Consider the following 15,230-nt stretch of genomic DNA (forward strand, 5'->3'; position numbering starts at 1 on the left):
GGTGGCCGGGAGCACGGGCGGCGACGCCACGGGCCGGGCGGCCACGGACGGCGCCGGCGGCGCGGCGGTGGCCGGCGGCGACACGGCCAGGGCGAGCAGCGGCGTCAGCAGCAGGACACCGGTGCGACGGGCGGATCGTCTGCGGGTACGCATGGACGACAGTCAACCCGGCAGTGAATAGAAGTTTCAAGACCTGTCGACTGAACCGAAGGAAAATTCCGCCATCCCCCGGCTCCTGGCTCCCGCCGAACCCCCTCTGGTGGCGTGCGAGCAGGGTCGGCCACCCCCTCTCACTCCCCTTTGCTCTGCTTCAACGGAGGCAACACAAAGCGCCCCGAAGTGTTGCCTCGGTTGAAGCAGAGCAAAGGACGATGAGCGGGCACGACCAAGGGGCACGGCCGCGATGAGCGGGCACGACCAAGGGGCACGGCCGCGATGGCCGTGCCCCTTCGTCGTCGGTCAACCGGGAAGGGTTACTCCCCCGGCGTCGACTTCGCGATCTGCATCAGGAACTCGATGTTGGTGCGGGACTGCTTGAGCCGGTCCAGCAGGAGGTCCATCGCCGCCTGCGAGTCCAGCGAGTGCAGCACCTTGCGGAGCTTGTGGATGATGGCCAGCTCCTCGGGCGCGAGCAGGACCTCTTCCTTACGGGTGCCGGACGGGTTGATGTCGATGGCCGGGAAGGTCCGCTTGTCGGCGATCTTCCGGTCCAGCTTCAACTCGGCGTTGCCGGTGCCCTTGAACTCCTCGAAGATGACCGTGTCCGCCATGGACCCGGTCTCCACCAGCGCCGTGGCGATGATGGTCAGCGACCCGCCGTTCTCGATGTTCCGGGCCGCGCCGAGGAAGCGCTTCGGCGGGTAGAGCGCGGTGGAGTCGATACCACCCGACATGATCCGGCCGCTGGCCGGCGCCGCCAGGTTGTACGACCGACCGAGCCGGGTCACCGAGTCGAGCAGCACGACGACGTCGTGGCCCAGCTCGACCAGACGCTTGGCCCGCTCGATCGCCAGCTCCGCCACCGTCGTGTGGTCCTGCGGCGGACGGTCGAACGTGGCCGCGATGACCTCGCCCTTGATCGACCGCTGCATGTCGGTGACCTCTTCGGGCCGCTCGTCGACCAGCACCACCATGAGGTGGCACTCCGGGTTGTTCCGGGTGATCGCGTTCGCGATCGCCTGGAGCACCATCGTCTTACCCGCCTTCGGCGGCGACTGGATGAGTGCCCGCTGGCCCTTGCCGATCGGCATGACCAGGTCGATGACCCGGGTGGTCAGGATGTGCGGCTCGGTCTCCAGCCGCAGGCGCTCCTGCGGGTAGAGCGGCGTGAGCTTGTAGAACTCGGGCCGCCGCCGCGCCTCGTCCGGCTCCATCCCGTTGATCGTGTCCAGCCGCATCAGCGGGTTGTACTTGTCCCGCCGCTGGTCACCGGTGTTGCCGCCGTCGCGGGCAGCGCGCACCGCGCCGGTGATCGCGTCACCGCGGCGCAGGCCGTACTTCTTGATCTGGGACATCGAGACGTACACGTCGTTCGGGCCGGCCAGGTAACCGGTCGTCCGCACGAAGGCGTAGTTGTCGAGCACGTCGATGATGCCGGCCACGGGGACGAGCACGTCGTCCTCGCCGACCTGCGGCTCACGGCCACCGGTGTCACCACCGGTCTCCGCCCGCTCGCCACGGCCGCGCCGACGGTCCCGGAAGCGGCTGCGCCGGCCACGCCGACCGCCGCCCTCGCCGTCGTCGTCGTCGTTGTCCCGCTCGACACGCTGACCACGGTCGTTGCGGTCGGCGCGCTCCGAACGGTCGTTGCGCTCGGCACGCTCGCCCCGGTCGTTGCGCTCGTTACGGTCGCCCCGCTCGGCGCGCTCGCCCCGGTCGTTGCGCTCGGCACGCTCACCACGGTCGGCACGCTCGCCCCGATCGTTACGCTCGCCCCGCTCACCGCGATCGTTGCGCTCGCCGCGATCGTTGCGGTCGGTCCGCTCGGTCCGGTCGGTGCGCTCGGCCCGCTCGCCACGGTCGGCACGCTCGCCCCGATCGTTGCGCTCGGCCCGCTCACCACGGTCGGCACGCTCGGCGCGGTCGGCACGCTCCGCGCGGTCGTTGCGCTCGGCGCGGTCGCGGCGGTTCTCGCCACGGTCGGACCGCTCGCCGGCCTCCACCTCGTCGGTGCGGGCCTCAGCGGGACGGACCTCGGAGGAACGCGCCTCCGCGGCGCGCGGCTCGGAGGTGCCGGCCTCGGAGGCACGGGATTCGGCCGGGGCGGTCCGGCTGCGCCGGGTACGGCCACGGCCCTCGGTCGCGGTAGCCGGCTCGGCCGGCGTCTGGTCGGTGCTGCGGCTCTCGGCCGCCGGGCGATCCACGGTCTCCCGCACCTCCTCACGGGCCGGAGCGGCCGCAGCCGCGACCTCGGCTCGCGGTCGAGGGGTCCCGGCGGCGTTGCCGCCCTGCCGCTCGGAGATCGCGGCGATCAGCTCACCCTTGCGCATGCGAGCCGTGCCGGAGATGCCGAGCGACGCAGCCAGGCTCTGCAGCTCTGGCAGCAGCATCGCCGACAGACCGGTGCCGCTGCGCCGACGACGGGCGGGAGCGGCAGCGGTGGCATCGCCAGCGACGTTGGAAACATCCGACGTCACGTCGGTGGTGTCGCTCAATGGATTCCTTCCCTCGATAAGGCCGGGACTGCCCGGAGTCGGAGCTCAGGTGGCCGGGCGGCCTCGGTGCACCCGCCTCGCAAGGACGCGTCGCGGGAGTCTGTGACACAGCAGCCGGTGGTTTCCCGACCCACCAAAAGTCGGTGGGCAGGTCTCGCCGTCTGCGGCGACCTGTGGAAACTGCGGTGCGGCGTGGGCCTTGGCAGGGGTGACGGGCTGACCGCCGAGAGCTTCGGGGGTGCGCCGCCCCGCAGGAGATCGCGTGCTTCGCGGCTGTGCTAGGTCTAGAGCGTAATCAACTCTTCCGACCTGCGGCAACAGGGTCCCGCTCGGCGTGTCCAAGTCTACCCCGGGCAACCCGGGCGCCGCTGACGTCTATCGGTAACTGCCAGATCTGCCAGTCTGTTCCCACCTCGAGGCTCGGCGGCGGCGCGCTGAGCGCCAGCACACTCGGCCCGGCCCCACTGACCACAGCCGCCACACCCGCCGCTCGCAACTCGCTGACCAGGGCCGATGTGCCCGGCATCCCGGGTGCCCGGTAGTCCTGGTGGAGGCGGTCGACGGTCGCCGGCAGCAACAACGCCGGGTCGCTGGTGAGCGCGTGCGCCAGCAGCGCCGCCCGCCCGGCGGTCAACGCGGCGTCGGCGTGGGGCACGGTGGCCGGCAGCGCGGCCCGCGCGGTAGCGGTCAGGCCGCGCTCGGCCGGCACGAAAACCGTCGGTCGTACGCCGGACGCGACCGGCAGGGACACCGCGCGGGCGCCGCCCGGCTCGGACCAGGCCACCGTGAAACCGCCGAGCAGACACGGGGCGACGTTGTCCGGATGGCCCTCGATCTCGGCGGCCAGCCGGAGCACGCCGGGCTCGTCCAGCCGGTGCTCGCCGTCGGTGACCAGGGCACGGGCCAGCAGCACCCCGGCGACGATGGCGGCCGACGACGAGCCCAGGCCGCGCGCCTGCGGGATCCGGTTGACGCACTCGACGCTGAGGCCCGCGGGCTGCCCGCCGAGAACGTCGAAGGTGGCCCGCATGGCCCGCACCACCAGGTGCCGATCGTCGGCCGGCAGCTCACCGGCGCCCTGGCCGCTGACAGTCACCTGGACGCCGGCGGACACGACCTCGGCGGCCAGGTCGTCGTAGAGCCCGAGGGCGAGCCCCAGCGCGTCGAAGCCCGGACCGAGGTTGGCGCTGGTCGCGGGGACGCGGACCCGGACCGGCCCGTCGGTGAAGTTCGGCACGCGCCCATGCTAGGGCCCGGCACCGACGATCCGGTCGGTCGCCCGCACCATGGGACCGCCGGGGTTCAGCCGGCCGGGTCGGGAACCGGTTCGGCGACCGGTTCGGTCAGCGACAGCCGGCGGGTGGCGATCCGCCAGCCGACCGCGTACACGAGGGTCACCAGTCCGCAGCCGGCCAGCACCACCCGTTCGTCCACCACGTCCACCACCAGGGCCACCGCCAGTTGACTCACCGAGATGGCCAGCGTCGCGAGCATCATGTCGGTGGCGAAGACCCGCCCGCGCAGCCGGTCCGGCACCTCGCCCTGCAGGGCGAAGTTCGACATCACCCAGTTGCTGCCGCCCGCGAAGTGCGCCACGAAGACCAGCAGCAGCACCAGCGGGAACCAGCGCACCACCGACGTGCCCAGGTAGGACAGGCCGTACAGCGACATGGACAGCGCGAGCCCGGGCAGCAGCCAGGATCGGTTGGTCAACACCCGCCGCATCAGGATCGGCCCGACCAGCGCGCCCGCTCCCCGGACCGCGAAGAGCAGGCCCGCGCCCAGCGAACCGACCCCGTAGAGGCCAGCGAGCAGCGGAAACACGGTCAGCACACCGTTGCCCAGGCCGACCGCCGACTTGACCGTGACCAGCGCCAGCACCCGCGGCCGGTGCCCGATGTAGCCGAGCGCCTCGCGGACCGCCGACCAGGTCCGCTGCGCCGGCACCTCCGGGTCCCGGGCCGCCTGCAACGGCCGGCGGATCCGGGTGGCGAGGCCCGCGGCCACCGCCAGGCCGACCGCCGCCACCCAGAAGCAGACGTACGGGCCGGCAGCCGAGCTGAGCACACCACCCAGTGAGGCGCCCACCACAGTCATGGTGCCCCAGGCCGAGCCGGCCACGGCGTTACCGGCGGCCAACTCGTGCGGCTCCAGGACGTTGGGGAGCGCGGCCTGGGCGGCCGGCGAGTAGAACGCCTTGGCGACCGCGACGGCACCGATCGCCACCAGCGCCAGCCAGGCCGTACCGCGGTCGCGGACGCCGAGGAGCAGCAGCACGCCGGCCAGCGCGGCCACGTTCGCGGCGATCATGATCTTCCGCCGGTCGAAGCGGTCGGCGATCGTGCCGGTGTACGGCAGCAGCAGCGCCACGATGCCGGTGTCCACCGCCAGCACCAGGGCGCCCCAGACCCCACTGCCGGTCAGCTGCGGCAGCAGCACCAGCAGCGGCACCATGACGAACCAGTCAGCGCCGAAGACCACCAGCTCGGCGAGGAAGAGATTGCGAAAGCTCCGATTGCCGGTAAGGACCGAGAGGGTGGACGCCACGGAGCGGGACCCTACCCGGTCGGTGTGGGGGCCACACCGGGTCCCAGCAGCGCCGAGACGGTGACGAAGGTGTAGCCGCGCGCCCGCAGCCCGGCGATCATGTCGGGGAGGCCGTGCAGCGCGACCAGACGTCTCCGGTCACCGACGTCGTGCCCGAGAACGATCGTCCCCGGCCGCACGTTGGCCACGATCCGCCGCGCGTGGCCGGCCGGGTCGTCGGGAAACTCCCGCTCCACCATCTGCAACGACCAGAGCACCAGCCGGTAGTTCAGCCGCGATGCCGCGTGCAGCACCGCACCACCCAGGTGGCCGTACGGCGGGCGGACCAGCCGCGGTGGCCGGCCGGTCACCTCGGCGATCGTGTCGTGGCTGCGGCGCAGGTCGTCGTACGCCGCGGCGGCGTCCAGCCGGGCGAGGTCCCGGTGCGCCCAGCTGTGGTTGCCCACCTCGTGCTCGCCGAGCCTGTCGCGTACGAGGTCGGCGTGCTTCCGGGCCTGAGCGCCGACCAGGAAGAACGTCGCGGGCACCCGGTGCTGGGCGAGGGTGTCCAACACCATGGGCGTCCACTGTGGCGCCGGCCCGTCGTCGAAGGTGAGCGCGACCAGCCGCTGCGTGGTCGGCCCCGACCAGATGACCGGCACCACGCCCGAGCCGACGTCCTGCGGCCCGTTGCCGACGGTGGCACTGGCCGGGCCGCCGGCGAGCGGCAACCGCCGATGGGTGAGCCAGACGTCGGTGACGCCCGCCCCGGCGGCCGCACCGGTCACCACGAGCGCCCCTCGGCGCAGCAGATCGCGCCGGGACCACCCGTGCGCGCTCTCGGTCATCCACCCGCCCCGCTCACCGTCACCTCGCCATGCCTACCTGGAGTATGCAAGATGTGACGCAAAGTGCAGCATCGGTCGACCGATCGGAGTGTCCGCGGCCGCACGGCCGAACGCCCCCGGCAGGCGAACCTGCCGGGGGCGTTACGGGTCGTCGTCCGACTACTCGGTCGGCTCGGTCGGCTCCGACGGGGGCAGCGGCGAGGTGCGGCTCCGGGGCAGCCGCAGCACCTCGAACTGGTCCGTGCCGTCCACCAACGCGCCCGACGGGGCGGGGCGTGTCGCCGCCGGCTGCGTGCCGTCGGCCGCCGTCGACACCGGTGCGGCCGTCGGCACGGCCACCTGGTTCGGGCCGTCCGCCTCGACGCCCTCCGGCCCGGTCGGCTCGGTCACCGCCGGCTCACCGGATCGCCGCCGACGGCGACGCTCCCGCAGCGACTCCTTGGTGCGCTCGACCATCGTGTAGAGCGTCGGCACCAGGATCAGCGTCAACAGCGTCGAGCTGAGCAGACCACCGATCACCACGACCGCCAGGGGCTGCGAGATGAAGCCGCCCTCGCCGGTCAGCCCGAGGGCCATCGGCAGCAGCGCGAAGATCGTCGCGACCGCGGTCATCAGGATTGGGCGCAGCCGACGCCGGCCACCCTCGACCACCGCCTCCCGGACCCCCATGCCCTGCGCCCGGTACTGGTTGATCAGATCGAGCAGCACGATCGCGTTGGTCACCACGATGCCGACGAGCATCAGCACACCGATCAGCGCCGGCACTCCCAGCGGCGTCCCGGTGGCCAGCAGCAGCCCGATCGCGCCTGTCGACGCGAAGGGGATGGAGATCAGCAGGATCAACGCCTGGGTGAGGCTCCGGAACGTGGCCACCATGATCAGGAACACGATCGCGATGGCGGCCAGTACCGCCAGGCCCAGGTCGCCGAAGGCATCCGCCTGATCGGCGCTGACCCCACCGATGGTGAAGCTCGCCCCCGGCACGTCGATGCCGTCGAGCCGCTTCTGCAACTCCTTGGTGGTCGCGCCCAGGTTCGAACCGGTCGCGGCGCCGGTCACCGAGACGCTGCGCTCACCGTCGATCCGCGTGACCTGCTGCGGTCCCTCGGCCTGGGTGACGTCCGCGATGTCGTCCAGCTTCACCGGCCCGACCGGAAGTGCCCGCAGCTGCTCCAGTGACACCGGAGCGGCCGCGCTCAGCCGCAGCACCACGTTCTGCTGGCGGCCGTCGAGCGCCACCTGCCCCAGCGGAGCGCCACGGAACGCCTGCGACACGAGCTGACCAACGGCGGCCTCGGTGAGGCCCACCCGACCGGCGGCGACCCGGTCGACTGTCACGTCGACCCTCGGCACCCGCGCGGCGAGGCTCGTGGTGACGTCCTCGACGTCCGGGACACCGGCCATCGCCGTCCGGGCCTCCTCGGCGGCGCGGGTCAGCACCTCCGGGTCACTGGCCTGGACGATCACCTCCAGCTGGCTGGTCGAGGCCTCCTGACCACCGCCGAAGCTGACCTCGCCCAGGCTGGTGCCGATCTTGTCGAACTCCCGGCGCAGCTCCTCACGGACCTGCTTGGCGTCGGTGTCGCCGTCGAGCGCCAACGACCAGCTCGCGACGTTGTTGCCTCCGCCGCCCGCCCACGGGTTGTCGCCGCCACCGGCGGTCACCTGGTAGGTCTCCACCCCGTCGACCCGCCCGAGGACCGCCTCGACCTGCTTCGCCGCCGCGTCGGTGGCCGCCAGGCCGCTGCCCGCCGGCAGCTCCTGCCGGAAGCTGAGCGTGTCCTGACCGGAGTCGTCCAGGAAGTTCGTCTCCAGCTTCTGCGCCAACCCGAAGGTGCCGAAGAGCACCAGCAGGCCGAGCCCGACGGTGATCCAGCGGGTCGACCGCTTGCGGGTGGCGAACCCGATCACCGGCAGGTACGCCCGCTGCAACGGATTGCGCAGCTCCTTCTCCTCGGCGTCGCGACGCACCGCCTCGTCGTCGACAGTGCCGCCGCGCGGCTTGAGGAACCAGTACGCCAGCACCGGGATCACCGTCAGCGAGACGAGCAGCGAGGCGAGCAGCGCCACCGTCACCGTGATCGCGAACGGCGCGAAGAGCTGCCCGACGAACCCGCCGACAAGCGCGATCGGTGCGAACACCGCCACCGTCGTGAGGGTGGACGCGGTCACCGCGCCGGCCACCTCACGGACGCCGGTGATGATCGCCTGGCGCTTCTCCTCGCCGTACTCCAGGTGTCGTTTGATGTTCTCCAACACCACGATCGAGTCGTCCACCACCCGGCCCACCGCGATGGTCAACGCGCCGAGGGTGAGCAGGTTGAGCGAGTAGTCGCCGATCCACAGGGCGAGCAGCGCCACCAGCACGGAGAGCGGGATGGAGACCGCGGTGACCACTGTCGAGCGCACCGACAGCAGGAAGACCAGGATGACGATGACCGCCATCAGCAGACCCAGCAGGCCCTCGGTGGTCAACGACTTGATCGACTTCTCCACGAACGGCGCCTGGTCGAAGACCACCGTCAGCTCCGCGCCGGAGGCGTCCTTCAGGTCGGCCAGCCGGTCCTGGATCTCGTGGGAGATCTCCACCGCGTTGCCGTCCGGGGACGCGGTGACGGCGATGCCGAGGCTGTCCTTGCCGTTGGTCCGGGTGATCGCGGTGGCCGGGGCGAGCTGCTGCTCGACAGTCGCCACGTCACCGAGACGAACCGGTGCCGCGCCGGGCGCGATGATGATGCCGCGCAGGTCGTCCAGGGTCACGACCGGCGTCCCGACCTGCACCGGCAGCGCCAGGCCGCCGTCGGTCACCGCCCCTGCCGGCACCGACACGCCGTTGGTCTTCAACGCCGCGCCGATGGCGGTCGGCTGGACCTTCGCCGCGGCCAGCTTCGCCGGATTTGGGGTGACCACCACGACGTCGTCGCGGGTTCCGGTCACCTCGACAGTGCGGACTCCGTCGATGCCCTCCAGCTCCGGCACCACAGTCGCGCGCAGCTTCTCGGCGAGCGCCCGCTCGTCGGCGCCGCCGGCCGCGGCCAGCACCACCGCCGGCAGGTCGTCCGTGCTGCCCGCGATGACCTGCGGGTCGACGCTCTCGGGCAGCTGGGCGTCGATCCGGCTCAGCGCGGTCTGCATCTTGTTGACCACGTCGTCCAGGTCGGTGCCGAACTCGTACTGCACCTGGACGGTGGCCGCCCCCTCGCGGGACGTGGAGGTGACCTTGTCCAGCCCCGGGATGCCCTGCAGGGCGTTCTCGATCGGCTCGGTCACCTGCGACTCGACGATCTCGGGACCGGCACCGGGATAGGGCGCCACGATGAACGCGGCCGGGAACTCGAGCGACGGCAGCAGTTGCTGCTTCAGCGACGGCACGGCGAACGCTCCGAACGCCGTAATCACCACCGCGATGAGGGCGACCAGCCCTCGGTTGGCGAGGCTGAATCTGGCGAGCAGCGACATCGGCCTGGCTCACTCCTGAAAGAGAATGCGGGCGGGGATAGGTGAAAGTGTGCCGGACTCGATCACCTGGACCCCCGCCGCCCCCACGGGCGGCCCACCGCCGGTGGGTCGTACCGCTCTCAGGCCAGGTCGAGGGCGCGGGCCGCGGCCAGCGGGTCGTTGCCGATGGTCACCGGGGCGGGCGCGGTGGAGATCGCCCACTCCGGGTCCTTCAGGCCGTGACCGGTCACCGTGCAGACCACCGTCGAGCCGGCCGGCACCGCGCCCGCCGCGGCCTGCTGGAGCAGGCCGGCCACGCTGGCCGCGCTGCCCAGCTCGACGAAGACCCCCACCTCGCGGGCGAGCAGCCGGTACGCGGAGAGGATCTCCCGGTCGGTCACCGCCGCGATCAGACCTCCGGAGGCGTCCCGGGCGTCGAGCGCCTTGGTCCAGCTCGCCGGGTTGCCGATCCGGATGGCGGTGGCGATCGTCGACGGCTCCGGCACGACCTGGCCGGTCACGATCGGCGCCGCTCCGGACGCCTGGAAGCCGTACATCTTCGGCGCCCGCGTGGTCGTGCCGGCGGCGTGCTCCTCGGAATATCCCATCCAGTACGCGGAGATGTTGCCGGCGTTACCGACGGGCAGGCAGTGGATGTCGGGGGCTTCGCCGAGCGCCTCGACGATCTCGAAGGCGGCGGTCTTCTGGCCGTGCAGCCGGTCGATGTTCACCGAGTTGACCAGCGCGACCGGGTGATCCTGGGCCAGCTTGGCGGCGAGCGCGAGGCAGTCGTCGAAGTTGCCGCTGACCTGGAGCAGCTTCGCCCCGTGCACCAGCGCCTGGGCCAGCTTGCCCAGGGCGATCTTGCCCTGCGGCACCAGCACCGCGCAGGTCAGCCCGGCGCGGGCCGCGTACGCCGCGGCGGAGGCGCTGGTGTTGCCGGTGGAGGCGCAGATGATCGCCTTGTTGCCCGCCTCGACCGCCTTGGAGACCGCGAGGGTCATCCCCCGGTCCTTGAAGGAGCCGGTCGGGTTGGCGCCCTCCACCTTCAGGTAGACGTCGCAGCCGAGCCGGGCCGAGAGCACGGGCGCCGGCAGCAGCGGGGTGTTCCCCTCGTGCAACGTGACGACCGGCGTGGCCGCGGTGACCGGCAGCCGATCCCGGTACGCCTCGATCAGACCCCGCCACATGTCGCTCTCCTCGCCTCTACCTCTGCACCGACCCGAGCATCAGGCCACCCTGGACCACCCTGCCGCAGCCATCGAGGGCACACCCCGGGTTACCCACCTGGCGGGACGGGCGGGCCGCCCCGGTGGTTCAACGACTCAGGCGCCGCCCTCGACCCGCAGCACACTCGTCACCGACCGGACGATGTCCAGCCCGCGCAGCTCGACCACTGTCGCGGCGAGCGCGGCGTCCGGCGCCACGTGGGTGACGATGACCAGCTCGGCGTCGCCGTCCCGGCCGGGCATGCCGCTCGCCGAGCCCTGACGGACGGTCGCGATCGACACGTCGTGCCGGGCGAACACGCCCGCCACCGCGGCCAGCACACCCGGACGGTCGGCCACGTCCAGGCTCACGTGGTAGCGGGTCAGCGCCTCGCCCATCGGCCGCACCGCCAGGGCCGCGTACGCGCTCTCGCTGGCCGCGCGCACCCCGGCGAGCCGGTTGCGGGACACCGCCACCACGTCGCCGAGCACGGCGCTGGCGCTCGGTGCGCCGCCCGCGCCCCGGCCGTAGAACATCAGTTGCCCGGCCGCGTCCGCCTCGACGAAGACCGCGTTGAACGCGTCGCCGACGCTGGCCAGCGGGTGGCTGCGCGGGATCATCGCCGGGTGGACGCGGACACTCACCGTCTCCTGACCGGCCGCGTCGACGCCCCGCGCGGCGATGCAGAGCAGCTTGATCGTGCAGCCCATCGCCTGGGCGCTGGCCATGTCCGCGGCGGTCACCTCGGTGATGCCCTCGCGGTGCACGTCGGCGGCGCCGACCCGGGTGTGGAACGCCAGCGAAGCGAGGATGGCGGCCTTGGCCGCGGCGTCGAAGCCCTCGACGTCGGCGGTCGGGTCGGCCTCCGCGTACCCCAGGGCGGTGGCCTGCTCCAGGGCCTCCGCGAACCCGGCGCCTGTCGTGTCCATCGCGGAGAGGATGAAGTTGCTGGTGCCGTTGACGATGCCGGTGACCCGGTTGATCCGATCGCCGTGCAGCGACTCGCGCAGCGGGCGCAGCAGCGGGATCGCGCCGGCGACCGACGCCTCGTAGTAGAGGTCGCCGCCGCCCTCGGCCGCCGCCTCGTGCAGGGCCACCCCGTCCTCGGCGAGCAGCGCCTTGTTGGCGGTGACCACGCTCTTGCCGGCGCGCAGCGCCTCGACCAGCCAGTCGCGAGCCGGCTCGATGCCGCCGACCACCTCGATCACCACGTCGACGTCGTCCCGTTTGATCAGGCCGAGCGCGTCGGTGGTGAACAGGGCGTCGTCGACCGGAAGGTCACCGCGGTCGCGGCCGAGCCTGCGGACGGCGATGCCGGCGAGCTCCAGTGGAGCGCCGATGCGGGCGGCCAGGTCGGCCGACTGCTCGTGCAGCAGCCGGACCACCTCCTGGCCGACCGTGCCGCAGCCGAGCAGTGCCAAGCGCACAGGTGACGTCATCCCACATCCAATGCCAGCAGATCGTCTTCGGTCTCCCGCCGGACGATCAGACGCGCCTGGCCGTCGCGGACCGCGACGACCGGCGGCCGGGGCACATGGTTGTAGTTGCTGGCCATGCTCCGGCAGTAGGCGCCGGTGCCGGGCACCGCGACAAGATCTCCGGGCTGCACGTCGGCGGGCAGGAATTCATCCTTCACCACGATGTCCCCGGACTCACAATGCTTTCCCACCACGCGGGCGAGCAGCGGCTGCGCTGTCGAGGCGCGCGAGGCCAGCGTCGCCGAGTAGGACGCGTCGTAGAGCGCGGTGCGGATGTTGTCGCTCATCCCGCCGTCGACGCTGACGTACGTGCGGAGGCCGTCGAGGTCCTTGACCGTGCCCACCTCGTAGAGGGTGAACACGGCCGGACCGACGATGGCCCGGCCCGGCTCGATCGACAGGTGCGGCACGGCCAGGTTCTCCGCCGCGCACTCCGAGTCGACGATCTTGCGCAGCCGCTTGGCCAGGTCCTGTGGGGTGGCCGGGTCGTCCTGCGTGGTGTACGCGATGCCGAACCCACCGCCCAGGTCCAGCTCGGGCAGCTCCACCCCGCGCGCGTCGCGGATCTGCGCCTGCAGGGCGAGCACCCGGCGGGCCGAGACCTCGAACCCGCTGGCGTCGAAGATCTGCGAGCCGATGTGCGAGTGCAGGCCGCGCAGCTCCAGCACGTCCTCGTCGAGGATCTTGAACGCGGCGTTGGCCGCCGCGCCGCCGGCCAGCGAGAAGCCGAACTTCTGGTCCTCGTGGGCGGTGGCGATGAACTCGTGGGTGTGCGCCTCGACGCCGACCGTCACCCGGACCAGCACCCGGGGCCGCACCCCGCGCTCGCGGGCCAGCGCGGTGAGCCGGTCGATCTCGGTGAACGAGTCGACGATGATCCGACCCACCCCGGCGTCCAGCGCCCGGCCCAGCTCGGCGACCGACTTGTTGTTGCCGTGGAAGCCGATCCGCTCCGGAGTCATCCCCGCCGAGAGCGCGGTGGCCAGCTCACCGCCGGTGCAGACGTCGAGGTGCAGGCCCTCCTCGGCGATCATCCGGACCACCGCGCGGCAGAGGAACGCCTTGCCCGCGTAGAAGACGTCCTCGGTCGGGAAGGCCGCCCGGAAGTCGCGGCAGCGCGAGCGCAGGTCGGCCTCGTCGAGGACGTACACCGGGGTGCCGAACTCGGCAGCGATGTCGCGGACGCTCAGGCCCGCGACGGCGACCGCGCCGTCCGCGCCGCGCGTCACGCTGCGCGGCCACAGCGCCGGCACGAGGTCGTTGACGTCGGCCGGGGTACGCAGCCAGGCCGGCCCCTGGTTGCTGATGTCCGCGTGCAGCGCACCAGCCTCGTGAGCCCGCATGTCACATCCTCTCGGGTGCGGAGACGCCGAGCAGGTGCAGGCCGTTGGCGATCACCGTGCGGGTGGCGTTGTTGAGCCAGAGCCGGGCCCGGTGCCTGTCGGTGACCTCCTCGTCGCCCAGCGGCAGCACCCGGCAGTTGTCGTAGAACCGGTGGTAGGAGGCGGCGACGCTCTCCTCCAGGTAGCGCGCCACCCGGTGCGGCTCGCGCAGCTCAGCGGCGGTGGCGACCACCGCCGGGAACTCGGCGAGCGCCTTGAGCAGCTCGTTCTCCTTCTCGTGGTCGAGCAGCTCGGGGCGGAACGCCTCGGCGTCGCCCGGAACCAGCCCCACCTCGGCGGCGTTGCGGGCCACCCCCGCCGTCCGGGCGGCCACGTACTGCACGTAGTAGACCGGGTTGTCGCGGGTCGCCCGGGTCCACAGCTCGATGTCGATGTCGATCGGGGAGTCGCTGGAGTAGCGGGCCAACGCGTACCGGGAGGCGTCCACGCCGATCGCCTCGACCAGGTCCTCCAGGGTGATCACCGTGCCGGCCCGCTTGCTCATCCGCATCGGGGCGCCGTCGCGCAGCAGGTTGACCAGCTGCCCGATGAGGATCTCCAGGTTGCGCTCCGGGTCGTCGCCGAAGCAGGCGGCCATCGCCTTCATCCGGCCGATGTAGCCGTGGTGGTCGGCGCCCAGCATGATCACGACCCGCTCGAAGCCGCGCTCGCGCTTGTCGAGGTAGTAGGCGCAGTCCGCGGCGAAGTACGTCCACTCGCCGTTGGACTTGCGCAGCACCCGGTCCTTGTCGTCACCGAAGTCGGTGGTGCGCAGCCAGGTCGCGCCCTCGGACTCGTAGACCCGGCCCTGCTCGCGCAGCCGGGCCAGCGCGAGGTCCAGTTCACCCCGGTCGTGCAGGTCCTTCTCGTTGAAGTAGGTGTCGAACTCCACCCCGAAGTCGCGCAGCGACGAGCGGATCTCGTCGAACATCAGCGCGACGCCCTCGACCCGGAACACCTCCTGGGCGGCGGCGTCGTCGAGGGTCAGCACGTCGGGCCGGCGGGCCTGCACCTCGGCGGCGATCTCGGCGATGTACGCGCCGCCGTAGCCGTCCTCCGGCGCGGGCTCGCCCTTGGCGGCGGCGAGCAGCGAGCGGGCGAACCTGTCGATCTGGGAGCCGGCGTCGTTGAAGTAGTACTCCGTGCCCACCTCGGCGCCGGTGGCCCGCAGCAGCCGGCTCAGCGCGTCGCCGACGGCCGCCCAGCGGACCCCGCCGATGTGCACCGGGCCGGTCGGGTTCGCCGAGACGAACTCAAGGTTGATCTTCTCGCCGGCGAGCCGGTCGCTGCGGCCGTACTCCGCGCCGGCCTCGACGATCAGGCGGGCGAGCTGGCCGGCGGCGGCGGCGTCCAGCCGGATGTTCAGAAAGCCCGGACCGGCGATCTCCACCGACTTGATCCCCGGCGCCCGGCCCAGCTCGTCGGCCAGAGCGGTGGCCAGCTCGCGCGGCGGGACGCCCACCTTCTTGCTCAACTGCAGAGCGAGCGTGGAGGCGTAGTCGCCGTGCTCGGGGTTCCGAGGTCGCTCCACCACCGTGTGCTCCGGCAGCGCGGCGTGATCCAGACCACGGTCGGTGAAGACGGCGTGGGCGGCGGTGAGGACGACCGAGGCGAGTTCTGCAGGAGTCACCCAACCATGTTATCGGGGGTAGACTCGGGCACTCGGCGGCAACCCTGCGCGTCATCCGGCCCGCC

At 72.1% G+C, this 15,230-nt stretch carries 9 protein-coding genes; all 9 read right to left on the reverse strand.

Going from position 1 to position 15,230, the window contains the following annotated elements:
• Window positions 1-473: 473 nt before the first annotated feature.
• The 9 genes from rho to argS all read right to left on the reverse strand — a co-directional run bounded on the left by rho (window position 474) and on the right by argS (window position 15,165).
• Window positions 474-2,654 (reverse strand): transcription termination factor Rho, encoded by a 2,181-nt coding sequence (rho, locus tag B0E54_RS18185; RefSeq protein ID WP_234585853.1) that lies wholly within the window; start codon window positions 2,652-2,654, stop codon window positions 474-476.
• Window positions 2,655-2,949: 295 nt separating this feature from the next.
• Window positions 2,950-3,891 carry a homoserine kinase gene (thrB, locus tag B0E54_RS18190; protein WP_234585856.1) on the reverse strand — a complete coding sequence of 314 codons (942 nt, stop codon included), beginning with the start codon at window positions 3,889-3,891 and terminating at the stop codon, window positions 2,950-2,952.
• 65 nt (window positions 3,892-3,956) lie between these two features.
• Window positions 3,957-5,201, reverse strand: a complete 1,245-nt coding sequence (locus B0E54_RS18195; RefSeq protein ID WP_234585858.1) for an MFS transporter — start codon at window positions 5,199-5,201, stop codon at window positions 3,957-3,959.
• Between the two features lie 11 nt (window positions 5,202-5,212).
• Window positions 5,213-6,028 (reverse strand): polysaccharide deacetylase family protein, encoded by an 816-nt coding sequence (locus B0E54_RS18200; protein WP_234585872.1) that lies wholly within the window; start codon window positions 6,026-6,028, stop codon window positions 5,213-5,215.
• A gap of 159 nt (window positions 6,029-6,187) precedes the next feature.
• Window positions 6,188-9,487, reverse strand: coding sequence for an efflux RND transporter permease subunit (locus B0E54_RS18205; protein WP_234585876.1), 3,300 nt, complete (start codon window positions 9,485-9,487; stop codon window positions 6,188-6,190).
• Between the two features lie 119 nt (window positions 9,488-9,606).
• Complete coding sequence (gene thrC / locus B0E54_RS18210; RefSeq protein WP_234585878.1) at window positions 9,607-10,656, reverse strand: threonine synthase; 1,050 nt, start codon at window positions 10,654-10,656, stop codon at window positions 9,607-9,609.
• 135 nt (window positions 10,657-10,791) lie between these two features.
• Window positions 10,792-12,102, reverse strand: a complete 1,311-nt coding sequence (locus B0E54_RS18215; RefSeq protein WP_234586072.1) for a homoserine dehydrogenase — start codon at window positions 12,100-12,102, stop codon at window positions 10,792-10,794.
• 8 nt (window positions 12,103-12,110) lie between these two features.
• Window positions 12,111-13,496 carry a diaminopimelate decarboxylase gene (gene lysA, locus B0E54_RS18220; protein WP_234585881.1) on the reverse strand — a complete coding sequence of 462 codons (1,386 nt, stop codon included), beginning with the start codon at window positions 13,494-13,496 and terminating at the stop codon, window positions 12,111-12,113.
• A 1-nt stretch (window position 13,497) separates the two neighbouring features.
• The gene (gene argS, locus B0E54_RS18225) at window positions 13,498-15,165 is read right to left on the reverse strand and encodes an arginine--tRNA ligase (RefSeq protein WP_234585883.1); all 1,668 of its coding nucleotides are present in this window, start codon (window positions 15,163-15,165) and stop codon (window positions 13,498-13,500) included.
• Window positions 15,166-15,230: the final 65 nt, after the last annotated feature.

The organism is Micromonospora sp. MH99 (assembly GCF_021442385.1).
Taxonomy (GTDB): Bacteria; Actinomycetota; Actinomycetes; order Mycobacteriales; family Micromonosporaceae; genus Micromonospora.